Raw genomic sequence first — 26,258 nt, 5'->3', positions numbered from 1 at the left:
CATCGGCGGCTCCACTTCCGCCGTTACAGCGGTGTTATCCAACGACCGTTCGCCCTCCGAACGCTGCGCCGGCCCAGAATGATCTCCTGCGGGACGGTGTTCTGGGCCTGGGCGATTTCCTGGAGGGCTCGCGCGTGCCCGAGATGTCTCCGCGTATCGGCACTTGCTGTTCAGACCGGAGACTCCCGCTGGACGCACCCCTGTAACACCACGGGCGGTCGGTCCGACATCTCTGACAACAGTTGAGGGACAAGAACATTCGTCGCGCTGCGATGCCGCACGCGTCGCTTCGGCGCGCCGGTGATCGCGGCCCGAACGAATATCGAAACCGAAGCTCGGTCAGCAATTTCGAGGGGTGCGCAATGAACGTCAGACTATCGGCTGTGCTGTCGATCGCGGCCACCGTTGTGGTCGCAACCGCCGCGTGCGGGACCGACTCGAGCACATCGGCCGGGTCCGCGACGTCGGCGGGAAGTACGACCACCGCGTCATCGGCGGGTCCGGCGGCGACGCGGACAACAGCGATCGGCGAACAACCGGGGGCGGCGCCACAACCGGGAGGGTTACCACAAGCGGGAGGGGCGCCACAGCCGGCGACGGCGCAACAACCGGCTCCCGGGGCCACCGCGGTCCCGGAACCATCCGTTGCGGCGACCTCGTCTCCCGCTACGCAGTCGGCGCCGGAAGGTAGCGGCCACGGCCTGTGCTTCGACGTCAACTCGGCGCTCGCGGCGTCCTCGGTCGCCACGTTGGCCGCGCCGCCCGGTGGCGGGTCGTGGACGATCCAAGGGGCGAGCGAGGATCCCATCGCGGCAGGATGTTCCGGGGTGCTGTCGTGGATGACTGTGGAATGGCCGGGAATTCATCCCGGCACACACGTTCTCTTCTTCACCGGCGGGAAGTATCTCGGGACCGCGAGCGCGCGGCCATACGGGTACACGACAGTTCTGGGCAAGACCCGCGACACCGTGTCCGTGCAGTACCGCTGGCCGTTGAAGGACGACGCGCTGTGCTGCCCGCAAGGAGGACCGAGCGTCGTGACATTCACCCTGAACGGCACCACCGTGCAGGCGAACGGGCAGTTCCCGCCGGAGAACTGAACGGTCCACACCGGAACCACACGAAAAAGGCTCACGCTCCTCGAGCATGAGCCTTCGACGAGTGGAGCCTAGGGGAATCGAACCCCTAACCCCTGCCTTGCAAAGGCAGTGCTCTGCCAATTGAGCTAAGGCCCCGCGCGTACATACGCCTGCAAAACGTTACCTTCTCGCCGCTGAGATGGTCAAAACGGCAGGTTGTCGCGTCAACCGAGCGCCGTCGGCCGCGCCCCGGGTGACGCCCGGTCAGGCGGCGCGCTCGAGCACCTCGGCGAGGGAAGGCAGGGGGCGTGAGCAGATCTCGTCCGCCTCGTCGGCCAGAACGCCGAACATCCGAAGCAGGTCTTCGATGACCTGATCGGTGGCGGCGGCGTCGTCACGGTCGGGGTGATCGGGCAATAACTGGCCGAGACACAGAGCGGCTCCGGCCACGATCGTCATGGCTCATTGTTCAGTCTTGACGAATCCATCAGAGATCCGGCTCGGGTCTTTCTGGGCGGGCTTCGGGCACCGCAGTAGGGTGGAAACCATGAAACTTCTTCTCACCGCCGGTGTCGTGGTTCTGGTTCTCTTCGGCATCTCCAAGCTGCGCCAGCGCAGCGACGCGGACATGTGGCACGAGGTGACCACCCGCTGATCCCGGGAGGGGCCTTAGCTCAATTGGCAGAGCACTGCCTTTGCAAGGCAGGGGTTAGGGGTTCGATTCCCCTAGGCTCCACTGATGACCTGAAACGCTTCGTTCCGGTGCGGCGGCCTACCGCTGGTGCGTTGGTGTACGCACCCGAGCTTCGAGGCCGATACGGATAACGGGCGTCCCCCCGACGAATTTCGAGTCGGCAGCAGCGGGAACACGGGCTCGCCGTCCCGGCGGGGTGGTGAAATTTCCGGCCGGATAGCCGGAACCTTTGTGTCCAATTGGACACAGAGCGGCAGCGGCACAGCCGCGACAAGGCGCCGCAATCAGACGATATTCGTCGATACTGTGCCAGACTGGCCCGGCACAGTAATACACTCCTCACCCTCGGAGGAACGTCAATGACGAATTCTGTTGCGCCACTCGAATTGCCCGAACCTCTGGTCATCACGCTGGGGAATCTCAAGGGCGGTGTCGGCAAAACGACATCAGCGTTCTTCTTGGCGAGCTACTTCGCTTCTGTTCACGAACTGCGGGTGCTGGTGATCGACGCCGACCCGCTCAGCCAGACCGGCTACTCCTGGTACCGGCGGCTGGTCAAGGGGGGGATCGAAGTGCCGTTCCATCTGGTCGCGTTCCCGTCGCGGCATGTCGGCGACTGCATAACGGACAATGCCGCCGATTTCGACGTCATCATCGTGGATGCCGGGGGTGAGTCGGCCGATATCTTCAAGGCCGCTGTTCCGGAGAGCGACGAGCTGTTGCTGTTGACGAGTGTGAGCCCGTCGGAAGTCAAACGCGTGCCGAGTACGTTCAAAGCCGCTGAGGAGGCGGCGGCCGACACCGACCGGGAAATCCGGGTGCGGGTGCTGATGACCAAAGTCCCGGTGATCATGAAGAAAGGCGTCAATGTCTCGACCGAATACCGTGCGCAGCGGGGCCATTTGGAAAGCGCGGGCTACGACGTATTCGATTCCTATTTGAGCGCCTGGAAATGGTATCGGGAGGCGGCCGACGGGGAGGTGGGGGAGGGCGCCGAGAATCCGATCGAGGATTTGGGCGAGTACCGCAAGGTGGGCGACGAGCTGCTGAGCGCGTATCGCGCCCTGCTGGAGGTGCCTGCCTGATGCCTCCACAACGCAGGAAGGGTTCGATCGGCGGGGCGAATCCGCTATCCGACGGCGCCGAGCACACGCCACCGGTGTCCCCGCTGCGCGACGCCGAATGGCGGCGGTCGAAGCCGGCCGTGAGCCCGAATGTCTTGACCATGCCGGTGCCGGACGCGGGTGACGGACCCCTGAGCGACCGAGAACGGGCGCAGTTGACGGCGTGCGAGTCGTCGATCGACACGCTGCGGATCGCATTCTGGGCCGCCGGGCGTGCGCTGCAGATCGTGCGGGACGGCAGGCTCTACCGCGACAGCCACGAGACGTTCGACGACTACGTGGAACAGCGGTGGGATATGCAGCGGTCATACGCGCACAAGCTGATTCGCGCTTGGCCGCTCGCCGCGCGGCTGCAGCCGGTCGCGCCCGCGATCAACGAGGGCCAGGTCCGCGAACTGCTGCCGGTGGCGGCCGAATACGGGGAAGACGCTGCGGTCACCATCTACACCACCGTGGCGGCGGGTGCCGACGTGAAGGTCACCGCGGGAAAGCTCCGGCAGGCGGTGGCGCTGCTGCCCGAACGCTATGACGAAGAAGTGGTGGTCGAGCGTCTCCAAGCGTGGCTGCGCGGCGAACTGCCGGGCGACCCGACCGATCGCTCCGCCGACATCTTCACCGCCATGGAATCCCGGCTCGCGGCGCTGACGAAGCGCGTGGTCAAAGGATCCAGCGACGACCCACGCGCGGCGCGCGAGTTCGCGGCCAAGCTCCGTACGATCGCCGAGCAGATCGAGGAACAGATCACCGCGTGAAATCCCAGTCGGCGACGGCCCCGCAGCGGAATGTTTTCCCTGCGGGGTCATTGCGTATAGGGGAACGAATTGCGAGACGCGGAATTATCGTTGCGGGTGCCGGAACGAGTTATTATTTCGTTATGGAAATAAAGGTGTGTTGTGCTTTACGTGATGCAAACTATGCCGAAAGGTGAATACTCGGATCGGATCCGCTGGACTGACGAAGCACCGTGATGGTTTTCGAATCAATTCGAGGTCTTTGGTGAAGTCCGTCGCGCCACGCATGGCGGCGTCGTATGGCTCCGCCGGAGGCCGGCGATATGAGCATCGGAGGACCGCATCATGGCATCATCGACCGACGACCGATATATCCGCTACCTGCGACGTGCTGTGCTCTGGGCACTCGCCACCGGAGCGGCCGCATTCATCGGCGTGTTGTGCAACGCAGGGGAGGCATCGGCCCAGCCGGTGACCATTCCGGGCGTGGGAACGTTCGAGATTTCCGACTACATTCCCCTGAACAACGCCATACTCCCCGTCACCGAATCTCCGGTGACCGCGGGGTTCTCGGATATCGAGAACATCGCGGGTACCCCGGTTCCGCAGATCGAGATCGCGCCTGCCACGCTCGGCCCGGCGATCGAGTCCCCGGTTTCGGTGAAGATTCCCGTAATCGAGCTGCCGTTACCGACGACTGTGCCCGCGATCGAGATCCCACTGATCGGCGTGCTTCCGGAGATCGAGATCCCTTTCCTCGGTGACCTCCCGCAGATCATGCCTCGGGCGCCCACTCCGCCCGCCGCGGTGATTCCGCAGAGGACCGCCGGTGAGATGGCCGTCGACGCGGCACGAACCAAACTCGGTTCCGATTACAGCTATGGCGCCGTCGGCCCAGACTCCTTCGATTGCTCCGGGCTGGTGCAGTGGTCCTACGAGCAGGCCGGCGTGGAGCTGCCACGCACCAGCTACGACCAGCTCGCCGCCGGAACGCCGGTACCGCTCGACGAACTGCGTCCCGGCGACATGGTCTCGTTCTACGGCGGAAGCCACTCCGCCCTCTACGCAGGCGACGGCAAAGTCATCCACGCATCGACATACGGCACGGGCGTGACCACTTCCCCCCTCTCCTCGATGCCGGTGACAGGCGCCCGCCGATTCTGATTCCCTTTGGTGCAGCCGCACCGCAGTTCGCAGGTCAGGGAGAGACCGCCGCCGCTTCCAGTGCGGCCAGCGTCTCGGCATCCGGCCAGTGGCGGATTTCGTAGCGGCGAGGTGAGAGATCCGGGACCGGAGTGAGGCCGGTCAGTCCCACGACAGCATCGAACGGGACCTCGAAAAGACGCTCCAATTCACCTCGGTCGTCACGGCAGAAGGCGACGTAGTCGGCCTCCGGGAGCAAGTAGTCGACACCCTCCCCCCAGACGGTGATCGTGAAGGGACCGTTGTCGCCATGGCCGTACATGACCGAACCGACATAGGCGGACTCGAGGTCATAGGGCGTGAATTCCAGATCGCGCTCGACGATCTCATTGAGAATCTGAGCCTGCGCGTCGTATTCGGTGACCGCCAAACCGCATCGGGCCCGCTGCACGGCGGGCAGGTGGCGGTGCGCGGGCGAACGATCGAGCGGAATGACCGCGCCACTGTCGTCCACGGTGTACCCCTGTGGCGAGACCGGCCGGGACGCGTCACGGTACTGCTCTTCCACCACCTCGAAGATCGGCTCGAGATCGTCCGCACCGGTCGCGAGGATGAGCGTGTCGACATCGGGCATGAAGGCGACAGGTGGTCGGGTTCCGAAGCCGGAACCGGCTAGCCAGCCGGGGAACAGCGGCCATGATGTGCAGTAGCCGTCGCCGTCGTCGACGAATTGCAGGATGCCGTCTTCCTCTATGTCGGTGAAACTCACTATCGCGCCGAGGTTCTCGCGCGCCGCCGCGAAAACCTCCTCGGGACTCACATCCCATTCGCGCAACGACGCGTAGGTGACGATCGATCGGGTGTGGGGCAAATCGATGGCCACCATCTCGTCCACGAATGGAAACGCGGAGCGAGCGATCGGCCGCGACTCCGGTTCGACGCCTGCGCCGAAGCTGTTGGGACGCAATACCGGCCGCAGCATGGACCGCACCGAAGGCCAACCCGGCGCGGGGGCGCGTAGCTCACGCACAGCGTCGCAGTGCTGTGCGACCCGGGCATCGCGCTCCGTGGCATCGAGCTCACGCGTTTCGCGAAAGATGTTGTGCAGGTCGAGAAACAGATCGCCGACGTGTATCGCGAACTCGTCCGGTTCGTATTCGACATCGGTTTCGCCCAGCGCCGCCAGATGCTGCATGACGAGCGCGGCGAAGGCGGCGGCTTCGTCTTCGATATTCTGCACGCGGCCACGGTAGTCGCGAAGTCCCGCGGTCACCCGGCGGTGGCTTACCGCGGGAGGGGACCGTGCCGATCCAGGTGCAGATAGGTGTAGCCGGTGACGAGCAGGCACACGACTGTCGCGGTGATCAGCATGGCCCAGCCGGCGACCAGCAGGCTCAGCAGTCCGCCGAGCAGCGCGCCGAGCGAGAAACCGGCATAGAGCAGGAAGTACCCGAGCCAGTCCGCGTAGTCGCCACCGCTGAGGTGGCGTTCGACACCTTGCCCCAGCTTGACGAGCGTCCCGGTGACGTAGCTGAGCGGTATGGAGACCTCACCGTTGCGGACGAACGATGTGTTGAGCGCGCCGACGCCGAAGGCGACGAACAAGATCGGCAGCAGACCGATCGGCTTGCTGGACGTCTGGTATTCGAGCAGGTCGACGGCCGAGGCCAGCGCCAGGCAGACAGTGGTGAGCAGAGTGGGCCCGTGCGGGTGCCCGGACCAGTAGCGTCTGCGGCACCATGAGGCCACCACGACACCGGACAGGAAGGACATCAGCAATCCGGCGGCCGCCAAACCCATGTCCGATTCGTCGTGAAAGTACCCGAGGACGGCCCGTTCGGTATTGCCCGTCATGAAAGTGACGAAATAGCCGGCGGTATGCATGAACGCCGCCGCACCGATCAGCCCGGCGAGTGCCGCCAGCACCCAGGACAGTCTGGCTTCGGAGTCGAAAAGTGCCTTCTTGCGATCTTCTTCCAGTTCCGGCACAGGTCGAACTCCTTCCGGTACGGCGCGGCAGTTCAGTCAAGCAGGCTCGTCGACGGAATCGGCCCACGCAGGGCCGACCGTTGCTCATAGATCGCCGGCATTCCGGGCACGTTCCGTCGACGCATGCTCCCACGCGATATCGAAGCGCCGTTTCACCCTGGTCGGCGGGCCGTCGTCCGCACCGAGCCCTCTCGAGCGAGTCGCTGCTCGGTTACCGTGCTGAGGTGGATACTCTGCTCGACTTCCTGCTGACCGAGCCGGTGGCGGCCGCGCCGCTCGATGACGTCGCCGCGGCGTGGACGCGACATCGTGTGGCGGCGAATCGTTTCGAGCAGCCGGTGGAGGTGTCGATCGCGGGCGGCTTCGGAGCCGACCGGCTCGGGTTCGCCTTCCTGTCCGGTTATCAGGAAGCGCTGCGGACGCTGATTCCCGACCTGCCGGACGACGAACTGGTCGCGATGTGCGCCACCGAGGAAGGCGGCGGTCACCCCGCCGCGATCCGCGCCAAGCTCACCGAGCGCGACGGTGTCTGGCTGCTCGACGGCACCAAGTCGTTCGCGACCATGGGCTCTTACGCCCGACAGCTGGTGGTGATCGCCAGTGTCGGCACGGCGCCGGACGGGCGGAACCGGTTGCGCGCCTGCACGGTCGAGACGGGGGAACCAGGCGTGCGCCTGACCGATCATCCCGCGCTGTCGTTCGCGCCCGAGGTCCCGCACGCGTCGGTCGTGCTGACCGGCGTGCCGGCGCTGCCGCTTCCCGGTGACGGATATCTGGACTACCTCAAGCCGTTCCGGACGATCGAGGACATCCACGTGCTGGCCGCCACGCTGGGCTGGCTGGTGCGGGTGGCTCGGGTGTCGCAGTGGCCGCGCGCGAGTCGGCAACGACTGTTGACACTGGTGGCCGCCGTGCGCGGCCTGGACATCGATGCGCCGGGTGCTGCCGGGGTGCACATCGCCCTCGGCGGGGTCTTCGATTCGTTCGGTGACGTGCTGGCCGAGCTCGAGCCTTTGTGGCAGTCCGCCGACCCCGTGACACGGCAGCGGTGGGAGCGTGACCGGCCGCTGCTCGCCACCGCCGGGCGCGTGCGCGCGCAACGCCTCGCCGCCGCGTGGCGGGCGGTGGAACCGGGCGACCACCAAGCGGGAACAGGGGTCTGACCTGGTCTGAGAATGGGGAGCGGGCCTCGGCGAAGGGGGGGAGTTAGCCGAGGCCCGCGTAGGGTCGGCCCGGGGGGGAGGGGCCGACGAGAACGATGCTACTCGATGATGTGTGTTTGTGTGTGCGGGGGGACGGCCGCGCTCCAAGTTTTTTTGGGTGGGCTTACTTTCTGGATGCCGCATGGCAGTTGTCCCTGGCCCCTCGGTCGCCAACGCCATTCCCGCCTGTTGGCTTAGTGTTTGCCAAAAGTGTTGTAAAGCAAGCGTTTCCAGGGCTGTACGGCAGCATGACCTGCTGCGGATACGCGTTGTGCACAACATGCCGACCGGTCGCCGAAGAAAGGAATCCACGAGAACGTTCGGGCGTGTCCGCCATTCCGGGCGTGGTGCCGCCCGCGCGCATGGACCGAATGTGTCGTACCCCGATGCGAACATGTGTTCGTGATCACCGACTGGACCGTTCGCGCGGAGCGACCCCGCTCGCCGCGACAACGCGCATGCGAATTTCCGTCATCCGAGTACGGGTCCTCGGCGATTCGGGTAGTCCGCTACGCGCGCTCGGGTACCCGTGCGCGCGGGATCATCGAACCGGTCGCATTCCGATCCGGTACCCCCGAGCACCGACCGGATCGGAATGCGGCCTTCTCGCGTTGCACGAGTCGTCCTTCCGGGGCAGACAGGTCTCCGGAAACAAATCGGATGAAATTGTCGGCGAGCGGGACGATACTGTGCCGAGTATCGGCCGGTGATCCGATCCAGCGAATTGATCGGCGCCCGGGGCTCCTGGGGTCGCACTCATTCGCATCGAACTCGTCAACTTCAGGAGAATCATGCCCGACGCAATAGTCGCCGAGGGTCTGGTCAAACGATACGGCCAGCTGGTGGCCCTCGACGGACTCGATCTGCGAGTCCCGGAAGGCACCGTCACCGCACTGCTCGGACCCAATGGCGCAGGCAAGACCACCACCGTCCGCGTGTTCACCACTCTGCTGGTGCCGGATGCCGGACGCGCGACGGTCGCCGGAATCGATGTGCTGCGCGATCCGCAGACGTTGCGTTCCCGCATCGGGGCGTCGGGACAGTATGCCGCGGTCGACGAATACCTCACCGGTTTCGAGAATTTGGAAATGGTGGGACGTCTTTATCACATGGGGGTGCAGCGAAGTAAGGAACGCGCGCGCGAATTGCTCGAACGATTCCGGCTCACCGACGCCGCGGACCGTCCGGTCAAGGGTTACTCCGGCGGCATGCGCCGTCGCCTCGATCTGGCGGGCGCGTTGGTCGCGAACCCTCCCGTGCTGTTCCTCGACGAGCCCACCACCGGACTGGACCCTCGTGCGCGCCTGGATCTTTGGGACGTGATCGAGGAATTGGTCGCGGGTGGGACAACGTTGCTGCTCACCACCCAGTACATGGAGGAGGCGGATCGGCTCGCCGATTCGATCGCGGTGATCGACCACGGCAAGGTGATCGCCAAGGGCACCGCGGACGAACTCAAGACCATGGTCGGCGGCGACCGCATCGAGTTGACCGTCGATCGCGTGGACAATCTCGCGACGGCCGAGGCCGCGCTGAAGAGTTTGGCGGACGGGGAGATTCATCTGGAACCAGGGTTGCGCCGGATCATCGTCCCGGTCTCCGACGGGTCGCAGGCACTGGTGGAGGCAGTGGGGCGGCTGGCCGAGCACAGCGTGCAGATCCACGACGTAGGTCTGCGCCGCCCGTCGCTGGACGACGTCTTCCTCACCCTCACCGGTCATGAGGCGGAGGCGATCGCCGCCGGTGACGCGGTGAACGACGAGCTGGGAGCTACGGAAGGAACGATCCGATGACCGCCACCGCCCCGGTCCTGGGCAGGCCCTCGCTGGGCGCGCGACTGTCCATTGTGGTCAGCGACAGTGTGACCATCGCGAAACGCAACGTCATCAAGATCAAGCGGGTCCCCGACGTCCTGATCTTCTCCACGCTCTCGCCGATCATGTTCGTGCTGCTGTTCGCCTATGTCTTCGGCGCGGCCATCGACGTCCCAGGCCTCTCCGGCGGATATCGCGAGTTCCTCATCGCGGGCATCTTCGCGCAGACCGTAGTGTTCGGTGCGACCTTCACCGGCGCCGGGCTGGCCGAGGACATGCAGAAGGGCATCATCGACCGATTCCGCTCGCTGCCGATGGCCTCGTCGGCGGTGCTGGTCGGCCGCACGATCAGCGATGTGGTGATCAACGTGGTCAGCCTGACCGTCATGTCGCTGACCGGTCTGCTCGTGGGTTGGCGCATCCGCGGTTCGTTCCTGGACGCGGTGCTGGCCTACATCCTGTTGCTGCTGTTCGCCTACGCGGTGTCCTGGATCATGGCCGTGGTCGGGCTGCTGGTGCGTGCGCCGGAGGTGTTCAACAACGCCAGCTTCATGGTGATCTTCCCGCTCACGTTCATCGCCAACACGTTCGTCCCCAGCGAGAAACTGCCCACCGTCCTGCGGGTGATCGCGGAATGGAACCCGGTGTCCGCGTTGACCCAGGCGACGCGTGAGCTGTTCGGGAACACGAGTCCGCTCGCGCCGACGCCGGATGCCTGGTCGTTGCAGCACCCGGTGATCACTTCGCTGGCCTGGGTGGTGGTGATCCTGGTGGTGTTCGTGCCGCTGGCCCTGCGCCAGTACAGGAAGACGGTCAGTCGCTGATCCGCCGCTGTCTCGTCAGTGCTCGGTCTCCACGCCGGTCTCCGCCAATGGAGTCGGCGTGGAGCCGTTGCGGGAGTATCCGATGCGCGGCGGCGCGGGCGCGGGTTCCGGCGGCTGCGGCCGCCGGGTGCGGGCCAGATAGGCCACGCCACCCGCCAGCGCGACGGCGGCGGCGAGAAGGAGCCGATTACGTGAACGCGACGAGACATGCAGGCGCCCAGAGGTCATTGGACCACTCTATGCACAGCCCGGTGATTCGCGCAGGAGGCCCAGCTCACAGCACGGTCCGGCCCAGTTCCGCGGCCGCGTCGCCGACCGTGGCACGATGGGCGGCGTGACCTCACCGAATCAGACATCCGTGGCAACGCTGCACACGAATCACGGCGATATCAAGCTCGCGCTTTTCGGTAACCACGCGCCCAAGACGGTCCGCAACTTCCTAGGTCTCGCCGACGGTTCTGCTCCCTACACCACCGCGAACGCCAGCGGAGGCAACAGCGGCCCGTTCTATGACGGCGCCCTGTTCCATCGCGTGATGGCCGGTTTCATGATTCAGGGTGGCGATCCCACCGGGACCGGTCGCGGCGGCCCCGGATACGAATTCGGTGACGAGTTCCACCCCGAGCTGCGGTTCGACCGTGGCTACCTGTTGGCGATGGCCAACGCGGGGCCCGGCACCAACGGCTCCCAGTTCTTCATCACCGTTCGACCGCAGCCGCACCTCAACCGCAAGCACACCATCTTCGGTGAAGTCGTGGACCCGGAATCCCGGAAGGTCGTCGACGCCATCGCGACCACCAGGACCGATCGCAACGACCGGCCCGTGGAGCCCGTCGTCATCACCAAGATCACGATCGAATGAGACTATGAACCCCCAGCCGCCCGCACCCACCTGCGTCCGCCATCCGAATCGCCCGACCGGCCTGGCCTGCACGCGGTGCGGGCGGCCGTCCTGTGCGGAGTGCCTGCGACCCGCGGCCGTCGGTCAGCACTGTGTCGACTGTCTGCGCGCGGATCAGCGCGACGTCGCGCCGGTGCGGACGGTCTCGGGCGCGGCAGCGCCCCGGATGTCCGCACCTTATGTGACCTATGCGCTGATCGCGATCAACGTGGTGATCTACGCGATCACCGCGGCGCAGGCCAAGAGCCTGATGGACAACCAGCGTGGCTCCGCGCTGTTCTTCGATTGGGTGCTGTTCGCACCGGCGGTCGCGGACGGCGAATGGTGGCGGGTGCTCGGTTCCGGGTTCCTGCACTACGGCCCCATCCACCTGCTGCTGAACATGTTCGCGCTGTATGTGGTGGGCCGGGATGCCGAATTGGTGCTGGGCCGGCTGCGCTACCTGGCGGTGTACCTGGTCTCGTTGCTCGGCGGGGCCGCCGGGGTCATGCTGTTGTCCCAGAACAGTCTCACGGCGGGTGCGTCGGGCGCGGTGTACGGCCTGTTCGGTGCGATCACGATCATTCTGCTCCGGTTGCGGCAGAACCCGAATCAGATGCTGATCATCATCGGCATCAACGTCTTCATCAGCCTCTCACTGCCCGGCATCTCGCTCTGGGGTCATCTCGGCGGTCTGGCCGCGGGCACCGTCGCCACGCTCGGCATTCTGTTCCTGCCGGGTTGGCTGCGAGTGCGCACTCCGCAAGCGGCACGGACGGTCGGCTGGATCGCGGTGGCGCTCGTCGCGTTCGCGGCGCTGGGGCTGGTGGCTGTGGGCGCGATCACTTCGACTGCCTGACAGCGGGATTCGCTTCACGTGAAACATTCGCGGCCGGGTTTGCCGAATGTCCCGGCCGCAGCGTCGTCAGCGGGTCTTGTCCTGGGTGAGCCGCAGGGCTTCGACCAGGTCTTGATATACGAACTCGGGATTGGCGCCCAGATCCCAGCGGCCGAAGATCAGCAGCCGGTCCACTCCGTCGTGCTGGACGTCGAGTTCCAGCATCGGCATCTTCCGCCCGAGACGGCGGTAGCTCACCACACGGGCGCGCACGATTTGCTCGGGGGTGTATTCGTCAGGTCCCGTCAGAGTGCGGACGACCATGCGTGGTTGTGCGCCGGGCACCACGGACAGTCGCGGGCGTTGCCGGAACCCGAGCGCGGCGAGGGCGAGCAATCCGGCCGCTGCCAGTCCTACGAGCAGGCGGCTCGCCGCCTCGTTGGTGACCACCGCCGCGACGGCCAACGCGACGCCGCCCGCGGCGACCGCGACGAGCGCGGAGGTCGGCGTTGTCCAGACCAGGCCCGGCTCGTCATGGTCCGGCGAGCCGGGGACCGCGGACTCCGAACTCACGGCACTCCCCAATCGCTCCTCGAGTTGTCCACAGGCTCATCCACAGGTGTGCATGAATGACACGTCTGTAATCTGCGCGATGTCGCCGCTCAGCGCCAGCGCATCGTCATGATCAGGCCCACCACCATCAGACCGAAGCCGATCAGGAAGTTCCAGGCGTTGAGATCGTTCATCCAGCTGATCTGCTCGGCCGCCAAGTAGTAGACGAGCAGCCAGGCCAGCCCAGCGAGCATGAATCCGAGCATGATGGCGACATACCAGACCGGCGACGGCCCGGCCTTCACCTTCACCGGCGTCCGGCTGGCGGGGTTGATCGTATAGTCGGTCTTCTTACGGACCTTCGACTTGGGCATGACGTCCTCGTATTCGGCGTGCAGGTCGTGGTCTCTAGGCTATCCCAACAGGTAATGGATGCGACGCGGTGCCGTGCGGGCACGTAATCTCGATGCCATGCGTGTTCTGGTCGTCGACAATTACGACAGCTTCGTCTTCAACCTGGTGCAGTACCTCGGTCAACTGGGTGTCGACGCGGTCGTCTGGCGTAACGACGATCCGAATCTGGCCGACGTCGCGGCGGTGGTCCGTGACTTCGACGGCATTCTGATCAGTCCAGGCCCCGGCACTCCGGACCGTGCGGGCGCCAGTATCCCGTTGGTGCGCGCCTGCGCGGAAGAAAATGTCCCGCTGCTGGGCGTGTGCCTCGGCCATCAGGCGATCGGCGAGGCCTTCGGCGCCACCGTCACCAGGGCTCCCGAGTTGCTGCACGGGAAGACGAGCGAGGTCTTCCACATCGGCGCCGGCGTGCTGGCCGGTCTTTCCGACCCGTTCACCGCCACGCGGTACCACTCCCTCACCGTGCTCGAGGACACCCTGCCGGAGGAGATCGAGGTGCTCGGGCGCACCGAGAGCGGGATCGTGATGGCGATGCGGCATCGCACCTTGCCCATCCACGGTGTGCAGTTCCACCCGGAATCGGTGCTCACCCAGGGCGGGCACCGAATGCTGGCGAACTGGTTGGGCGTGTGCGGTGAGCGTCCCGCCGAAGGGTTGGTGCAGACGCTGGAGGCGGAGGTCGCCGCGCTGGTGCTGCAGTGACCCGTCCGCATGTGCTCCTGTCGGTCGCGACGAGTATCGACGGGTACATCGACGACGCGAGCCCCGAGCGGCTGCACTTGTCCGACGCGGCGGACTTCGATCGGGTCGACCAAGTCCGCGCGGACTCCGATGCCATTCTGATCGGAGCGCAGACCCTGCGCAGCGACAATCCGCGACTGCTCGTCGGCAGCGCCGAGCGCAGGGCGGCCCGCCTCGCCGCGGGCAAGCCGGAGTATCCGTTGAAGGTCACGGTCTCCGCGAGCGGCGAGCTCGATCCCGAACTGCGGTTCTGGCACCACGGCGGCGGCAAGCTCGTCTACACCACCGCGGCGGGTGCGGCGAAGCTCACCACCCGGCTGAGCGGACTGGCCGATGTGGTGGATCTCGGCACCGAACTCGACTTCGGTGCGCTGTTGGACGATCTGGGCCGCCGGGGCGTCGACCGTCTCATGGTGGAGGGCGGCACCCGCATCCATACCGCGTTCCTCGCCGCCGATCTGGCCGACGAACTGCACCTTGCGGTGGCCCCGATCCTGGTGGGTGACGTCGCGGCTCCGCGCTTCCTCGACCCGGCCGATTTCCCGGGGGCGCCCCACCGCAGGATGCGGCTGGCGGGCGTGACGCAAGTCGGCGATGTCGCCGTGCTGCGGTATCTGCCGAAGGCCGACCGGATCTGACGGCGGGTCGTGCCACGACAAAGGGGCGACGCACCGCGGACGACGGTCCGTCGTCCGCGGCCGGGCGTCGGCTAACACCACACCTCGACCGGATTGTGCTGCCCGCCCTAACTCCCTCGAGTTCGCATCGCCGGACGGCAGACCGTTGTCGAAGTGCACAGGTCGATCCGAGAGGGCGGTGGGATACCGCCCTCCGCACCGGTTCGAAAGCTACGGACGCCCGTAGACGGCGGTCACGAACTCGCCGAGCTGGTTATCGTCCAGATGCCTGGCCAGGTCCGCTTCGCTGATCATGCCGACCAGCCGCTTGTCCTCGATGACGGGCATGCGCTTGACCCGGTTGCTCTCCATTTCATCGAGGACTTCCTCGATGTCGGCGTTGGCATCGACCCACCGCGGCGTCGCTTCGCACAGTTCCTCGACCCGGCAGTTCGCGGGGATCTTGCCCTGAGCGATGCACTTCACCACGATGTCGCGGTCGGTGACGATGCCGCACATCCGTTCGTTGTCGTCCGAGACGATCAGCGACCCGACGTTGAGTTCGGCCATGGTGCGCGCGGCCTGCTCGATAGTCGTGTCCTTGGAGATCCACTGAACGCCGGGTTTCATGATGTCCCTGGCAGTGGTCATGAGCTACCTCCTCGTGCTCAGCTGCGCTGATTGGGATGGAGCAGCATCATTCTCCCGCAATTCACACCGGTTGGTCTCGTTTTCTGGATACCGGTGACCACGCCCGATCACGGCGGACCCAGTACCCCCACACCGACCAGGATGGCGCTGTTCTTCTGGATCGAACTGCCCGCGGACGGCTGCTGACTGAGTATGCGTCCGACATTGCCCGCGTCGAAGGTTCCCTGCGGTGACTGGCTGATCTGGCTGGTGCTGCCGGTCCAACCTTCCGCGCGCAGCTTCTCCACCGCCTGCGAGACGGTGAGACCGACCAGCGACGGCATCTTCAGATCGCCCGCGGACACCTGGACGGTAACCGTGGAGCCCTTCTCCGCGTTGCTGCCGCCGGCCGGGCTGGAGGCGACCACCTCGCCCTTCGGCTTCGAGGACTGCACCTCTTGCACGACGACCTTGAAACCGTTGCCCTCGATATTCGGCTGAGCCACGTCGATCGTCTGGCCGACGACGTAGGGGACGCGAACCGCTTCCGGGCCGGTGCCGATCGTGACGACGACTTCCCAGTCCACGTCGACCTTCGAACCCGGCGACGGATTCTGCTCGATCACCTGATCCTTCTCGGCGGTGCTCGACGGTTTGCGCTCGATGTTCGAGTTGATCCGCAGGCCTTTGGAATTCAACACCTGCTCGGCCTGCTCCTGGGTCAGCCCCGTGAGCTTCGGCACCTGCACTTGGGCGGGCCCGGAGGACACCTGAACCGTGACGGTGCTTCCCTCGTCGATCCGCGAGCCGCCCAAGGGTTGGGTCGCGATGACGTTGCCCGTGGCGACCTTGCCGTCGGGCTTCTGCTGGATCGCCACCGTGAAGCCGAGCTTCTGCAGCGCGTCCTGCGCCTGTTGCGAGGACTTGTTGGACAGATCGGGAACGGCTACCTGGTCCGGCCTGCTGCCAGGCCCGAGCAGCACCCAGAACAAAGCGAAAGCCACGGCGACGGCCGCGACTGCGCCGAGCGCGATGTAGGCGGTTCGGCGCTGGCCGTTCGGTTCGGCCGGATCCTGCTCTGCGGTGTCGTCGTGGCGTTCGACGGTGCGGTAGTTCCGCGGCGGAGGCTCGTCCGCGCTCATGAAGGTGGTGCGGTCCTCGTCGGTCATCACCATGGGGGCGCTGGGCTTCTGGCCGCCGAGTACCCGGATCAGGTCGGCGCGCATCTCGGCGGCGGACTGGTACCGGTTGGCCGGGTTCTTGCTCATCGCCTTGAGCACGACCGAGTCCAGCTCGCGGGGCACCCCCGCGTGCACGTGCGATGGCAGCCGCGGATCTTCCCGGACGTGCTGGTAGGCGACGGCGACCGGGGAGTCACCCGTGAAAGGCGGCTCCCCGGTGAGGATTTCGAACAGCACACAACCCACGGAGTAGACGTCCGAGCGGGCGTCCACTGTCTCTCCGCGCGCCTGTTCCGGCGAGAGGTACTGCGCGGTGCCGATCACCGCCGCGGTCTGCGTCATCGGGTTGGAGCTGTCGGCGATCGCGCGCGCGATGCCGAAGTCCATCACCTTCACCGCGCCGGACCGATTGATCATGATGTTGGCGGGCTTCATGTCGCGGTGCACGATCCCGGCCTTGTGGCTGAAATCCAAGGCGGCGCAGACGTCAGCGACGACTTCCATCGCTCGGCGCGGCGGCAGCGGCCCCTTGCCGCGCACGATGTCACGCAGTGTGTCGCCGTCGACGTACTCCATCACGATGTACGGCAGCGGGCCGCCGTCCACCTCGGCCTCACCGGTGTCGTAGACCGCGACGATGGCCGGATGATTCAGTGCGGCGGCATTCTGCGCTTCGCGCTTGAACCGCAGGTAGAACGTGGGATCGCGGGCGAGGTCCGCCCGCAGCACCTTGATCGCCACGTCGCGGCTCAGCCGGATGTCGCGGGCCTTGTGCACCTCGGACATACCGCCGAACCCGATGATCTCGCCCAGCTCGTAGCGAGACGAGAGATTCTTCGGGGTCGTCATGGCAGTCCTTGCGAAGAAGTGGCGGATCCGCTGCGAGTGGCCGAGGGCCCCCGGGCACCGGGAATCTCCGGGAATGGTAGGTCGAGAGTCGGGATGCGCGGGCGCGTTGCGGTGGCAGTGGGCGCGGTGGTCGTCGGCTTCGTCGTGCTCGGTGCCGTGGTGGTGGGCGGCGCGGTGGTCGTCGTCGGCTCCGGTGTCGTGGTCTTCGGCTCGGTGGTGGTCGGTTCGTACGTCTCGGTTTCCACCGGCGCGGGCGCGGGCTTGGGGGTGGTCGTGGTGGCCACCGGCGGGACCGGCTTCGGGTTCGGTGCGACCGTCGCGGTCGGCGACGGCGTGGAATCCGGATTGGTGTCGCCACCGAAGAGCAGGTAGGCCGTGAGCGCGGCGAGCAGGACGGCGCCGATGCCGAGCCCGGTCAGCCATTTCTGGGCAGTGGTGAACCGCTTGTCGCCACCGGGCGGTCGATCGCCCGCCGTGCCACGGCTCAGCACGGTGGCCGGAGCCGCGATCGTGCCCCCGCGATTCGCCGCGCCCACCGCGCCGGCCGCGGGCGTCGAGTAGCGCACCGTCGCCCCGTCGAAGTCGGGTGGCGTGGAGGGGATCACGGCGGTCGGGCCCGGCGGGAGCACCCGCGTGGCGCCGGTCAAGGGCGCGGCGGAATGGGTACCACTCGGCGGCGGCGGACGCCGGCCCGCGCGCACCGCGGCGACCGCGTCGGCGAACTCGCCGCCACTGGCGTAGCGGCGCGCCGGGTCCTTCTCCATCGTGATCTCGACCAGTTCGCGCACGTTGCCGGGCAGATCGGCCGGCATCGGGGGCGGCGTCTCACGCACGTGCTTCATGGCGACGGTGAGCGCGCCGTCGCCGGTGAACGGCCGCTGGCCTGCCAGCACTTCGTAGCCGACCACGGCGAGGGAGTAGACGTCGCTGGCCGCGGTGGCGTCCTCGCCGACCGCCTGTTCCGGTGCGATGTACTGCGCGGTGCCCATCACCATGCCGGTCTTGGTCACCGGGGAGGCGTCCACCGCCTTGGCGATACCGAAGTCGGTGATCTTCGCCTGACCGGTCGGGGTGACCAGGATGTTGCCCGGCTTCACGTCGCGGTGCACCACGCCCGCGCGGTGCGCCACCTCCAGGGCACGGCCGGTCTGCTCGAGCAGGTCGAGGCCCTGGGCGACCGATAGCCTGCCCAGGCGGTTGAGCACCGTGTTCAGCGGCTCACCCTGGACGAATTCCATGACCAGGTAGGCGATCTCGCTGCCCTGCGGGTCGATCGTCTCGCCGTAGTCGTAGATGCCCGCGATGCCGGGGTGATTCAGCTGGGCGGTGGTCTTCGCCTCGGTGCGGAATCGATGCCGGAACGTCGGGTCGGCCGAGAACTCCGACTTCAGCACCTTGACCGCGACCCTGCGGTCCAACCTGGTGTCCAGCGCTTCCCAGACCTGGCCCATGCCGCCGGTCGCGATCAGTCGCTGCAGCCGGTACCGGTCGGCGATCATCGCACCGTTGTTCAGCATCGAGGTCCCCGTACCTTCACTCGCACATCCATATCGTTCAGCCCCCTCGAAGACCGGCGTCGAGAACCGCGCGAGCCACCGGCGCGGCGACCGAGCCACCGGTCGCGGCAAGCGCCCGGTCCCCACCGTTCTCCACGATCACCGCGATGGCGATCTTCGGGTTCTGCGCGGGGGCGAACGCGATGTACCAAGCATGCGGCGGCGTGTTGCGCGGGTTGCTCCCGTGCTCCGCGGTGCCGGTCTTGGACGCGATCTGATAACGGGTCTGGTTACCTCCAGAGGTGTTGCCCTCCGACGCGATCATCAGGTTGGTCACGGTCGACGCTACATCGGCGCTGACGGCTTGGCCGACCGAGACCGGCTTGGTCTTCGACAGCTCGCTCAGATCCGGGCCCTGCAACTGATCGACCAGGTAGGGCTCCATCCGGACGCCGCCGTTGGCGATGGTCGCCGCGACGACCGCGTTCTGCAGCGGGGTCAACGCCACGTCGCGCTGCCCGATGCTGCTCTGGGCCAGGGCGGCGTCGTCGGAGATGGTGCCGACGGTGCTCTCCGCCACCGGCATCGGGATCCCTCGGTGCGGGCCGATGCCGAACGCGGCCGCCTCGTCCTTGAGATTCGCGGCACCCACCTTGACGCCGAGTTCGGCGAACGCGGTGTTGCACGAGCGACGGAACGCTTCGAACAGCGGAGCTGTCGGGTTGGGACCGCACGTGGAGCCGTTGTAGTTCTCCAGCGTGGTGCTGGTGCCGGGCAGCGTGATGTTCGGCGCGGCGGTGAACTGGTCGTCGGGAGTCGCGGCGCCGTTGGACAGCGCGGCGGCGGTGACCACGACTTTGAACGTGGATCCGGGCGGATAGGTCTGCGAGATGGCGCGATTCAGCATGGGGTGGCGCGGATCCGCGCTCAGCGTTTCCCACGCCTGGGTGCCGCGCGCACCGTCGTGCCCGGACAGCAGGTTCGGGTCGTAGCTGGGCGTGGAGACCATGGTCAGGATCTTGCCGGTGCTCGGCTCGATCGCCACCACCGAACCGGTGTAGCCCTTGCTGGTCATCTGGTCGTAGGCCACCTGCTGCATCAGCGGGTTGAGCGTGGTGACCACGTTGCCGCCGCGCGGGTCGCGGCCGGAGATGAGGTCGACGAGGCGGCTGCCGAACAGTTGACTGTCGGACCCGTTGAGCACCGAGTCCTCAGCACGTTCCAGTCCGGTGCTGCCGTACTGCATCGAGTAGAAACCGGTGGCGGGTGCGTACGCCTCCGGCTCGCTCGGGTACGTGCGCAAGTACTTGTAGCGGTCATCGGTCGCGACCGAGCCGGCCAGCACGGTGCCGCCTGCCGAGATCTGCCCGCGCTGGCGGGCGTACTCGTCCAGCAGAACCCGGGAGTTGCGCGGATCGGAGCGCAGGTCGTCGGCCTTGATCACTTGGACGTAGGTGGCGTTCGCCAGCAGTGCGACGACCATCACCATCACCGCGATCGCGACTCGGCGTAGTGGAGTGTTCATGTCAGCGGCCCCGCCTCCGGTCGCCCGCCATCGCGCCGCAGCAGTTCGGTCTGCGCGTCGGCGATCGGCGCCGGTTCCTTCTTGCGCACCGGGGCGGGTGCGCGGGCGGCGTCGGAGATCTTGATCAGCAACGCCAGCAACGCGTAGTTGGCCAGCAGCGAAGACCCGCCGTAGGACATGAACGGGGTGGTGAGACCGGTCAGCGGAATCAGCTTGGTCACACCCCCGACCACGACGAACAGCTGGATCGCGATGGTGAACGACAGGCCGGCCGCGAGCAATTTGCCGAAGCTGTCGCGCACCGCGAGTGCGGTGCGCAGCCCGCGCACGACGAATACCAGGAACAGCGCCAGCACCGCGGCGAGCCCGATCAGGCCGAGTTCCTCGCCGATGGTGGTGACGATGAAGTCGGTCTTGGCGAACGGCACCTGGTTCGGCCTGCCGCTGCCGAGGCCGGTCCCGGCGAGACCGCCGGTGGCCAGGCCGAACAGCGACTGCGAGATCTGATAGCCGGTGTTGTTGTAGTCGTCGAACGGGTGCAGCCAGGTCTCCACCCGGACCCGCACGTGGCCGAACAATTGATAGGCGAAGACGAATCCGAGCGCGAGCAGTCCGCCGCCGATGACCAGCCAGCCGACCCGTTCGGTGGCGATGTAGAGCATCACGAGCACCGTGCTGAAGATCAGCAGCGAGGTGCCGAGATCCTTCTCGAACACGAGCACGCCGATGCAGACGACCCAGACGGCCAGGATCGGTCCGAGGTCGCGGCCGCGCGGGAACTCCATGCCGAGCACATGGCGACCGGCGGCGGTGAAGATCTCGCGCTTGGCCACCAGGACCGAGGCGAAGAAGATGATCAGCAGGATCTTCGCGAACTCACCCGGCTGGACACTGAACCCGGGCAGCCGGATCCAGATCTTCGCGCCGTTGGTCTCGGAGAACGCGCTCGGCAGCAGAGCCGGAATGGCCAGCGCGACAAGGCCGATGAGGCCGAGGGTGTAGCTGTAGCGGGCCAGGGTGCGGTAGTCGCGCAGCGCGATCAGCAGCGTGATGAACACGAGCGTGCCCAGCGCGGTCCACAGGATCTGCTGATTGGCGTCGGGGGAGGGGGTCGCCCACGAGTTGTAGGCGGCGGTCTGCTGGTCGGCCAAGTCGAGCCGGTGGATCAGCACGAGACCGAGTCCGTTGAGCAACGCCACGATCGGCAACAGCAGGGGGTCGGCGAACGGGGCGAACCGCCGCACGGCCAGGTGCGCCACCGCGAACAACGCCAGGTAGGCCAAGCCGTATTTGGCGATATCCAAGGTGATCGACTGTTCCTGACTGGCCTCGACCAGGAACAGGGACACCGTGGTGATCACCGCCGCCGCCCCGAGCAGCAGAAGTTCGACGTTGCGTCTGGTGCTCGGCGGTGGCGCGGGAGCGAAGCCGCCCGGGGGACTGGGAAAAGCCCCAGCCGACGGCGGTGCCGGCGCGGACATCAGTCCGTCACCCGGCAGTTCTCCCCCGCGGTCTGGGGGGCGGGCGACGCGCTCGACGGCGGGACAGGAGCCTCCGACTTCGTCGGTGTCTTGATTTCGGTGCCCCTGGCGTCGCCCTGTTCCGGCGCCGGAGCCGGCGCGGGCGCGGGCGCGGCGGTGGCCGGAGCGGGCTGAGCGCCGTTGGGCGCGGGGGCCGGGGTTTCGGCAGGCGACGGGACGACACCCGGCTGTGGCGCCGATTCCTTGACCGGGCACGGCGGCAGCAGTTCTCGCTGGGCGAGGTAGGTCATCGAGTCCCTGGCCTTGTCCAGCGAGCCCGGCGGCAAGCCCTTGTCCACCTGCTCGCGGCCGGTCTGCTTCAGATCGGTGACCTTCAGCGGCTTGCACGCCGACGGCAGACTTTCGCCGGGGTCGGTCAGGGTGAGTTCCCCGTTGCGGGTCACACATCCGACGAGATTCACGTCGTGGATCGAGTAACCGAGGATCGAACCGGGCAGCCCGCGCAGGATCACCACCGAACCGTCGTCGGCGCCGACGTAGTAGTTGCTGCGGATCATCTTGTAGCCGACCACGAGCCCCACGCAGACCGCGACGATGAGCGCCAGCGCGAGCACGATCCAGCGCAACCGGTGCGACTTCTTCGCGGGCGGCTCGGGCGCGGCGGCGGCCCGGCGCGGCGCGGCGCGCGGCGGGCGCAACGCGGAGGCCCGGCCTGCGGCGGTGTTCGGCGGCGGCGTGTCCTCGTCGACGCCGGAGGCGGCGCCCGCGACGATCGGGTGGCTCTGGCCGTAGTCCAGGTCGATGACATCGGCGACGACGACGGTCACGTTGTCCGGACCGCCGCTGCGCAACGCCAGCTCGATGAGCCGGTCGGCGCACTCGTCGGTGCTGCCCTCGCGCATCGTGTTCGCGATGGTCTCGTCGCTGACCACGTCGGAGAGACCGTCGGAACACAGCAGGTAGCGGTCACCGGCGCGCGCTTCGCGCATGATCAGCGTCGGCTCGATCTCGTTGCCGGTGAGCGCGCGCATGATCAGCGAGCGCTGCGGGTGCGTGTGCGCCTGCTCCGGTGTGATCCTGCCCTCGTCGACCAGCGATTGGACGAAGGTGTCGTCCCGCGTGATCTGGCCGAGCTCGCCGCCGCGCAGCAGGTAGGCGCGCGAGTCGCCGATGTGCACGAGGCCGAGTTTCTTGCCCGCGAACAGGATCGCGGTGAGCGTGGTGCCCATGCCGTCGAGCTCGGGCTCCTCCTCGACCTGATCGGCGATGGCGGCGTTGCCTTCTCGGGTGGCCGCGTCGAGCTTGCCGAGCAGATCGTCGCCGGGCTCGTCGTCGTCGAGGTGGGCGAGCGCGGCGATCATCAACTGGGACGCGACTTCTCCCGCGGCATGGCCGCCCATGCCGTCGGCGAGTGCGAGCAGCCGGGCGCCCGCGTACACGGAATCTTCGTTGTTGCCTCGGACGAGACCGCGGTCGCTGCGCGCTGCGTAGCGGAGAACAAGTGTCACGATCGCAGCTCGATCACTGTTTTGCCGACACGGACAGGCGTGCCGAGTGGAACACGGACGGCGGTGGTGACTTTCGCGCGATCGAGGTAGGTGCCGTTCGTCGAGCCGAGGTCCTCGACGTACCAGTCGTCACCACGCGGAGACAGTCGCGCATGCCTGGTCGAGGCGTAGTCATCGGTGAGTACCAGCGTGGAGTCGTCCGCACGCCCGATCAGCACCGGTTGGGTGCCGAGCGAGATGCGAGTGCCGGCGAGTGAACCCTGAGTCACCACAAGAAATTTGGCGCCCTTCTGGCCCCGGCTGAAGGAAGGCAGCACCGCGGAACCGCGTGCGGCCCTGGGCTGGATCCGAATGCCGGATGCCGCGTAGATGTCGCTGCGCAACGTGCGCAGCACAGCCCACACGAACAACCACAACAGCAGAAGGAACCCCGCACGGGTCAGTTGCAGGATCAGTCCCTGCACGGCGCTCCACCTCCTGTTCGACCGTGTACGTCGGTGCCGTAGGTGCGGTTCGACCACCCCCACCAGCCTGCTGGTCTTGCCGGCCCCGGTGTCGGCGCCGCGCGTGTGTTGGCAGCATCATAGGGCCGTCGGTCGATTTCGATCACGATACGACCGACGATTCCCTCGAGAGCCATGTCGTGACCTGCACCGCGAGCTTACGGGATCAGACGATACGGATCAGGATCTCGGAGTGCCCGGCACGGATGACGTCACCGTCGGCGAGCTGCCAATCCTGCACGGGGGAGCCGTTCACCAGGGTGCCGTTGGTGGAGCCGAGGTCGGACAACATCGCGGTCTGCCCGTCCCAGCGCACCTCGATGTGCCTGCGAGAGACGCCTGTGTCGGGCAGCCGGAAGTGCGCGTCCTGGCCGCGGCCGATGATGTTGCTGCCTTCCCGCAGCTGGTAAGTGCGGCCGCTGCCGTCGTCCAGCTGAAGCGTCGCCGAATAGCCCGAACCGGCCTGCGGGGCGGCGCCGTAGCCTTGCCCGCCCGCGTAGCCCTGCTGCGCGCCATACCCCGGTTGCTGCGAGTACGCCTGACCGTAGCCGCCCTGGTCGTCCTGAGCGTAGCCGCCTTGGTCGGCGTAGTTCTGATCGCCGTAGCTCGGATCGGTGTACCCCGACTGCCCGTAGCCGGGCTGACCGTACCCTTGCTGGCCGTAGCCTTGGTCGGCGTAGCCCTGCTGGCCGTAACCCTGGTCGCTGTAGCCCTGCTGGCCGTAGCCCTGGTCGCTGTAGCCCTGCTGGCCGTAGGCCTGGTCGCCGTAGCCTTGCTGGCCGTACCCGCGCTCGCCGTAGCCGCTCTGCTGGCCGTAGCCGGACTCGCCGTAGCCGCCCTGCTGGCCACCGTAGCCGGACTCGCCGTAACCACCCTGCTGCCCGTAGCCCTGGCCACCCTGCGGGTAGTCGTAGCCGTTCTGATAGTCGCCGTAACCCTGCTGCGCGTCCGGAGCCTGGTAATCCGCCCCGTATGCGCCGCCACGGCCGTAGTCGTCGCGGTACGCGCCGTTCTGCGGGCCGCCGCGTCCGGCAGGCGGTGGAGCGTACCCGCGGTTGCGTGGATCGGACTCCGCGGGCTCACGGCTCGGGTCGTAGCCTGAGTTCTGCGTCATGGGGCCAGCTCCTGGTTGCGGGTGTGCAGGTCGTTGTGGCGGTGATTCGGGGCCGCGAGCCGCGCTGGCTCTGTGTCCGGCGTCGGGATCGACGCGGCCACTCGCCCTGAACTGTCCGGTGTGCAGCGTAGGTGATGCCTCGAACGCCACGTGTACTTCGCCGTAGGTCTGCCAGCCTTGCTCGCGGATGTAGTCCTGTAGATGTTTGGCGAATGCGCGGGTGGTGAGGTCGTGGTCGGCATCCAACTGCTGGTGATCGGAGGTGTTGATCGTGATCACATAGCTGTTGGGTGCCAGCAGGTGCCCGCCGCCCAGGTCCTGGACATGATCGGCGGCCTCGCGTTGCAGCGCCGCCTCCACCTCCTGGGGTACGACACTGCCGCCGAAGACTCTGGCGAACACGTCACCGACGGCGCCTTGCAGGCGACGCTCGAATCGCGAAACGATGCCCATCTCGGCCTCCCTTCGGTGCGCGTCTCTTCCTGATTCGTAACAACGACACGCGTGTATGGCGTGTCGTTAATCGACCACGTTCATTGCATGATATCCACGATCGTCCACACCTGTAACTCTTGGCGACGGCCCCAGGTTCCCGGACCCGTTCAGCCCCCCGGTCAGGCCTCTGAAATGGCGATTTCGTATCCAGCGCGCGGCCGTGATACTGTCTCCCAGTCGCTCGGGCGAGTGGCGGAATGGCAGACGCGCTGGCTTCAGGTGCCAGTGTCCTTCGGGACGTGGGGGTTCAAGTCCCCCTTCGCCCACAGACGGAAGCCGTGCATCAAGTGCTGATGCGCGGCTTTCTCTTTGCAGTCGGAAGGCCGCGTCGATCGTGTGACGGATGTCCCGACCCGGCCGGTCAGTGTCTTCCCACCGCGGGTAGCACTCCCAACTGTTGCAAGAACCCGAGCACGTCCTTGTCGGACCACTTCTCGGCGAGCTTGCCGTCGGCGATCCGGTGGATCGAGGTACCCGTCACCGTCAGTTCGCGCCCGGTCGCCCGTATGCCGGGCAGGTCCCTGGTGTGACGCCCGTACGCGGTCAGCCGCGTGACGACCCGGTCGCCTTCCGCGACTTGGTCCTCGATCTCGTGCCGCCCTGGAGTGGCGGCCCAGAACATGCGAAAGGCCTGCTTCAGGCCTTCTCGGCCGGTGCCGATGCCGGGAAACGGCGGCGGCGAGTGATCGATGTAGTCCTCCGCGACGAGGTCGTCCATGGCGTCGATGTTTCCCGCGTCGATCTCCCGATAGAACCTGCGGACCAGTGCCTTGTTGGTTTCCAGCGACATGATCGGGCCTCCTCCTCGCGGGTCGAGCGAACCGTCGAGGCGGT

The 26,258-nt window shown here is 66.8% G+C and carries 24 protein-coding genes, 3 tRNA genes and 2 pseudogenes; 13 read left to right on the top strand and 16 right to left on the bottom strand.

Annotation, left to right across the window (positions count from 1 at the left end):
• Nucleotides 1-839: 839 nt before the first annotated feature.
• Nucleotides 840-1,100, top strand: coding sequence for an LppP/LprE family lipoprotein (locus AB0L97_RS26005; RefSeq protein WP_355073414.1), 261 nt, complete (start codon nt 840-842; stop codon nt 1,098-1,100).
• A gap of 62 nt (nt 1,101-1,162) precedes the next feature.
• On the opposite strand, the gene AB0L97_RS26000 is transcribed toward AB0L97_RS26005, so the two are convergent.
• Both AB0L97_RS26000 and AB0L97_RS25995 read right to left on the bottom strand, forming a co-directional pair.
• Nucleotides 1,163-1,235: transfer RNA gene (locus tag AB0L97_RS26000), tRNA-Ala, on the bottom strand.
• A gap of 108 nt (nt 1,236-1,343) precedes the next feature.
• Nucleotides 1,344-1,547: pseudogene (locus AB0L97_RS25995) on the bottom strand (hypothetical protein); the annotation flags it as partial.
• A gap of 195 nt (nt 1,548-1,742) precedes the next feature.
• Here AB0L97_RS25995 and AB0L97_RS25990 point away from each other — a divergent pair.
• The 4 genes and pseudogenes from AB0L97_RS25990 to AB0L97_RS25975 all read left to right on the top strand — a co-directional run bounded on the left by AB0L97_RS25990 (nt 1,743) and on the right by AB0L97_RS25975 (nt 4,792).
• Nucleotides 1,743-1,815, top strand: a tRNA-Ala gene (locus tag AB0L97_RS25990).
• A gap of 350 nt (nt 1,816-2,165) precedes the next feature.
• A pseudogene (locus AB0L97_RS25985) lies at nt 2,166-2,858 on the top strand (ParA family protein); the annotation flags it as partial.
• Nucleotides 2,858-3,649: a hypothetical protein gene (locus tag AB0L97_RS25980; protein ID WP_355073410.1), complete on the top strand. Its 792-nt coding sequence runs from the start codon at nt 2,858-2,860 to the stop codon at nt 3,647-3,649. The pseudogene AB0L97_RS25985 and the gene AB0L97_RS25980, both read left to right, overlap by 1 nt.
• A gap of 678 nt (nt 3,650-4,327) precedes the next feature.
• Nucleotides 4,328-4,792 (top strand): C40 family peptidase, encoded by a 465-nt coding sequence (locus AB0L97_RS25975; RefSeq protein ID WP_356963494.1) that lies wholly within the window; start codon nt 4,328-4,330, stop codon nt 4,790-4,792.
• Between the two features lie 34 nt (nt 4,793-4,826).
• On the opposite strand, the gene AB0L97_RS25970 is transcribed toward AB0L97_RS25975, so the two are convergent.
• Together AB0L97_RS25970 and AB0L97_RS25965 are read right to left on the bottom strand one after the other, a co-directional pair.
• Complete coding sequence (locus AB0L97_RS25970; protein WP_364434175.1) at nt 4,827-6,011, bottom strand: hypothetical protein; 1,185 nt, start codon at nt 6,009-6,011, stop codon at nt 4,827-4,829.
• Between the two features lie 44 nt (nt 6,012-6,055).
• Complete coding sequence (locus AB0L97_RS25965) at nt 6,056-6,760, bottom strand: YoaK family protein (RefSeq protein ID WP_364434172.1); 705 nt, start codon at nt 6,758-6,760, stop codon at nt 6,056-6,058.
• A 224-nt stretch (nt 6,761-6,984) separates the two neighbouring features.
• Between AB0L97_RS25965 and AB0L97_RS25960 the strand changes: the two genes are divergently transcribed.
• The 3 genes from AB0L97_RS25960 to AB0L97_RS25950 all read left to right on the top strand — a co-directional run bounded on the left by AB0L97_RS25960 (nt 6,985) and on the right by AB0L97_RS25950 (nt 10,600).
• A complete protein-coding gene (locus AB0L97_RS25960) occupies nt 6,985-7,923 on the top strand; it encodes an acyl-CoA dehydrogenase family protein (protein ID WP_364434169.1) in 939 nt (312 codons plus the stop codon).
• Nucleotides 7,924-8,753: 830 nt separating this feature from the next.
• Complete coding sequence (locus AB0L97_RS25955; protein ID WP_364434166.1) at nt 8,754-9,755, top strand: ATP-binding cassette domain-containing protein; 1,002 nt, start codon at nt 8,754-8,756, stop codon at nt 9,753-9,755.
• Nucleotides 9,752-10,600, top strand: coding sequence for an ABC transporter permease (locus AB0L97_RS25950; protein WP_364434163.1), 849 nt, complete (start codon nt 9,752-9,754; stop codon nt 10,598-10,600). Before AB0L97_RS25955 ends, AB0L97_RS25950 begins: the two co-directional genes overlap by 4 nt.
• 15 nt (nt 10,601-10,615) lie before the next feature.
• On the opposite strand, the gene AB0L97_RS25945 is transcribed toward AB0L97_RS25950, so the two are convergent.
• Nucleotides 10,616-10,828 carry a hypothetical protein gene (locus AB0L97_RS25945; RefSeq protein WP_355073399.1) on the bottom strand — a complete coding sequence of 71 codons (213 nt, stop codon included), beginning with the start codon at nt 10,826-10,828 and terminating at the stop codon, nt 10,616-10,618.
• Nucleotides 10,829-10,934: 106 nt separating this feature from the next.
• On the opposite strand from AB0L97_RS25945, the gene AB0L97_RS25940 reads away from it, so the two are divergent.
• Complete coding sequence (locus tag AB0L97_RS25940; RefSeq protein WP_356963240.1) at nt 10,935-11,462, top strand: peptidylprolyl isomerase; 528 nt, start codon at nt 10,935-10,937, stop codon at nt 11,460-11,462.
• A 4-nt stretch (nt 11,463-11,466) separates the two neighbouring features.
• Complete coding sequence (locus tag AB0L97_RS25935; RefSeq protein WP_356963241.1) at nt 11,467-12,339, top strand: rhomboid family intramembrane serine protease; 873 nt, start codon at nt 11,467-11,469, stop codon at nt 12,337-12,339.
• A gap of 66 nt (nt 12,340-12,405) precedes the next feature.
• Here AB0L97_RS25935 and AB0L97_RS25930 read toward each other — a convergent pair whose 3' ends face one another.
• Both AB0L97_RS25930 and crgA read right to left on the bottom strand, forming a co-directional pair.
• Entirely contained in the window at nt 12,406-12,891 is a 486-nt protein-coding gene (locus AB0L97_RS25930) for a PH domain-containing protein (protein WP_355073394.1), read from the bottom strand.
• Between the two features lie 89 nt (nt 12,892-12,980).
• Nucleotides 12,981-13,244: a cell division protein CrgA gene (crgA, locus tag AB0L97_RS25925; RefSeq protein ID WP_039803465.1), complete on the bottom strand. Its 264-nt coding sequence runs from the start codon at nt 13,242-13,244 to the stop codon at nt 12,981-12,983.
• Between the two features lie 97 nt (nt 13,245-13,341).
• Here crgA and AB0L97_RS25920 point away from each other — a divergent pair, with 97 nt between their 5' ends.
• Nucleotides 13,342-13,986 carry an aminodeoxychorismate/anthranilate synthase component II gene (locus AB0L97_RS25920; protein ID WP_355073392.1) on the top strand — a complete coding sequence of 215 codons (645 nt, stop codon included), beginning with the start codon at nt 13,342-13,344 and terminating at the stop codon, nt 13,984-13,986.
• Nucleotides 13,983-14,663, top strand: coding sequence for a dihydrofolate reductase family protein (locus AB0L97_RS25915; protein WP_355073390.1), 681 nt, complete (start codon nt 13,983-13,985; stop codon nt 14,661-14,663). The genes AB0L97_RS25920 and AB0L97_RS25915 overlap by 4 nt, the downstream gene beginning before the upstream one ends.
• 210 nt (nt 14,664-14,873) lie before the next feature.
• Here AB0L97_RS25915 and AB0L97_RS25910 read toward each other — a convergent pair whose 3' ends face one another.
• The 8 genes from AB0L97_RS25910 to AB0L97_RS25875 form a co-directional block, all read right to left on the bottom strand.
• A complete protein-coding gene (locus AB0L97_RS25910; RefSeq protein ID WP_355073389.1) occupies nt 14,874-15,293 on the bottom strand; it encodes a CBS domain-containing protein in 420 nt (139 codons plus the stop codon).
• Between the two features lie 107 nt (nt 15,294-15,400).
• Nucleotides 15,401-17,302, bottom strand: coding sequence for a Stk1 family PASTA domain-containing Ser/Thr kinase (gene pknB, locus AB0L97_RS25905; protein ID WP_355073387.1), 1,902 nt, complete (start codon nt 17,300-17,302; stop codon nt 15,401-15,403).
• A complete protein-coding gene (locus AB0L97_RS25900) occupies nt 17,299-18,819 on the bottom strand; it encodes a protein kinase (RefSeq protein WP_364434152.1) in 1,521 nt (506 codons plus the stop codon). Before AB0L97_RS25900 ends, pknB begins: the two co-directional genes overlap by 4 nt.
• Before the next feature lie 37 nt (nt 18,820-18,856).
• Nucleotides 18,857-20,323: a penicillin-binding protein 2 gene (locus AB0L97_RS25895; RefSeq protein WP_364434149.1), complete on the bottom strand. Its 1,467-nt coding sequence runs from the start codon at nt 20,321-20,323 to the stop codon at nt 18,857-18,859.
• Complete coding sequence (locus tag AB0L97_RS25890) at nt 20,320-21,804, bottom strand: FtsW/RodA/SpoVE family cell cycle protein (protein ID WP_355073382.1); 1,485 nt, start codon at nt 21,802-21,804, stop codon at nt 20,320-20,322. The genes AB0L97_RS25895 and AB0L97_RS25890 overlap by 4 nt, the downstream gene beginning before the upstream one ends.
• On the bottom strand, nt 21,804-23,312 hold the full coding sequence (locus tag AB0L97_RS25885) for a PP2C family serine/threonine-protein phosphatase (RefSeq protein WP_364434147.1): 1,509 nt from the start codon (nt 23,310-23,312) through the stop codon (nt 21,804-21,806). Before AB0L97_RS25885 ends, AB0L97_RS25890 begins: the two co-directional genes overlap by 1 nt.
• Nucleotides 23,309-23,776: an FHA domain-containing protein gene (locus tag AB0L97_RS25880; protein ID WP_014980860.1), complete on the bottom strand. Its 468-nt coding sequence runs from the start codon at nt 23,774-23,776 to the stop codon at nt 23,309-23,311. The genes AB0L97_RS25885 and AB0L97_RS25880 overlap by 4 nt, the downstream gene beginning before the upstream one ends.
• 205 nt (nt 23,777-23,981) lie before the next feature.
• The gene (locus AB0L97_RS25875; RefSeq protein ID WP_364434144.1) at nt 23,982-25,382 is read right to left on the bottom strand and encodes an FhaA domain-containing protein; all 1,401 of its coding nucleotides are present in this window, start codon (nt 25,380-25,382) and stop codon (nt 23,982-23,984) included.
• Between the two features lie 225 nt (nt 25,383-25,607).
• Between AB0L97_RS25875 and AB0L97_RS25870 the strand changes: the two genes are divergently transcribed.
• A tRNA-Leu gene (locus AB0L97_RS25870) sits at nt 25,608-25,690 on the top strand.
• A 95-nt stretch (nt 25,691-25,785) separates the two neighbouring features.
• On the opposite strand, the gene AB0L97_RS25865 is transcribed toward AB0L97_RS25870, so the two are convergent.
• Complete coding sequence (locus AB0L97_RS25865) at nt 25,786-26,214, bottom strand: ester cyclase (RefSeq protein ID WP_364434141.1); 429 nt, start codon at nt 26,212-26,214, stop codon at nt 25,786-25,788.
• Between the last annotated feature and the right edge of the window lie 44 nt (nt 26,215-26,258).

It is taken from the genome of Nocardia sp. NPDC051911, from assembly GCF_040681035.1.
Lineage (GTDB): Bacteria > Actinomycetota > Actinomycetes > Mycobacteriales > Mycobacteriaceae > Nocardia > Nocardia sichangensis.
The sequence above is the reverse complement of the archived record's forward strand: the minus strand, read 5'-3'. Positions and strand labels throughout refer to the sequence as shown.

Excerpts from the sequence above, each read along its gene's own strand:
- AB0L97_RS25895 (WP_364434149.1), bottom strand. The coding sequence starts at position 20,323 with ATGAACACTCCACTACGCCGAGTCGCGATCGCGGTGATGGTGATGGTC.
- AB0L97_RS25935 (WP_356963241.1), top strand. The coding sequence starts at position 11,467 with ATGAACCCCCAGCCGCCCGCACCCACCTGCGTCCGCCATCCGAATCGC.
- AB0L97_RS25920 (WP_355073392.1), top strand. The coding sequence starts at position 13,342 with ATGCGTGTTCTGGTCGTCGACAATTACGACAGCTTCGTCTTCAACCTG.
- pknB (WP_355073387.1), bottom strand. The coding sequence starts at position 17,302 with ATGACGACCCCGAAGAATCTCTCGTCTCGCTACGAGCTGGGCGAGATC.
- AB0L97_RS25950 (WP_364434163.1), top strand. The coding sequence starts at position 9,752 with ATGACCGCCACCGCCCCGGTCCTGGGCAGGCCCTCGCTGGGCGCGCGA.
- AB0L97_RS25900 (WP_364434152.1), bottom strand. The coding sequence starts at position 18,819 with ATGCTGAACAACGGTGCGATGATCGCCGACCGGTACCGGCTGCAGCGA.
- crgA (WP_039803465.1), bottom strand. The coding sequence starts at position 13,244 with ATGCCCAAGTCGAAGGTCCGTAAGAAGACCGACTATACGATCAACCCC.
- AB0L97_RS25945 (WP_355073399.1), bottom strand. The coding sequence starts at position 10,828 with ATGACCTCTGGGCGCCTGCATGTCTCGTCGCGTTCACGTAATCGGCTC.
- AB0L97_RS25875 (WP_364434144.1), bottom strand. The coding sequence starts at position 25,382 with ATGGGCATCGTTTCGCGATTCGAGCGTCGCCTGCAAGGCGCCGTCGGT.
- AB0L97_RS25890 (WP_355073382.1), bottom strand. The coding sequence starts at position 21,804 with ATGTCCGCGCCGGCACCGCCGTCGGCTGGGGCTTTTCCCAGTCCCCCG.
- AB0L97_RS25910 (WP_355073389.1), bottom strand. The coding sequence starts at position 15,293 with ATGACCACTGCCAGGGACATCATGAAACCCGGCGTTCAGTGGATCTCC.
- AB0L97_RS25955 (WP_364434166.1), top strand. The coding sequence starts at position 8,754 with ATGCCCGACGCAATAGTCGCCGAGGGTCTGGTCAAACGATACGGCCAG.
- AB0L97_RS25865 (WP_364434141.1), bottom strand. The coding sequence starts at position 26,214 with ATGTCGCTGGAAACCAACAAGGCACTGGTCCGCAGGTTCTATCGGGAG.
- AB0L97_RS25980 (WP_355073410.1), top strand. The coding sequence starts at position 2,858 with ATGCCTCCACAACGCAGGAAGGGTTCGATCGGCGGGGCGAATCCGCTA.
- AB0L97_RS26005 (WP_355073414.1), top strand. The coding sequence starts at position 840 with ATGACTGTGGAATGGCCGGGAATTCATCCCGGCACACACGTTCTCTTC.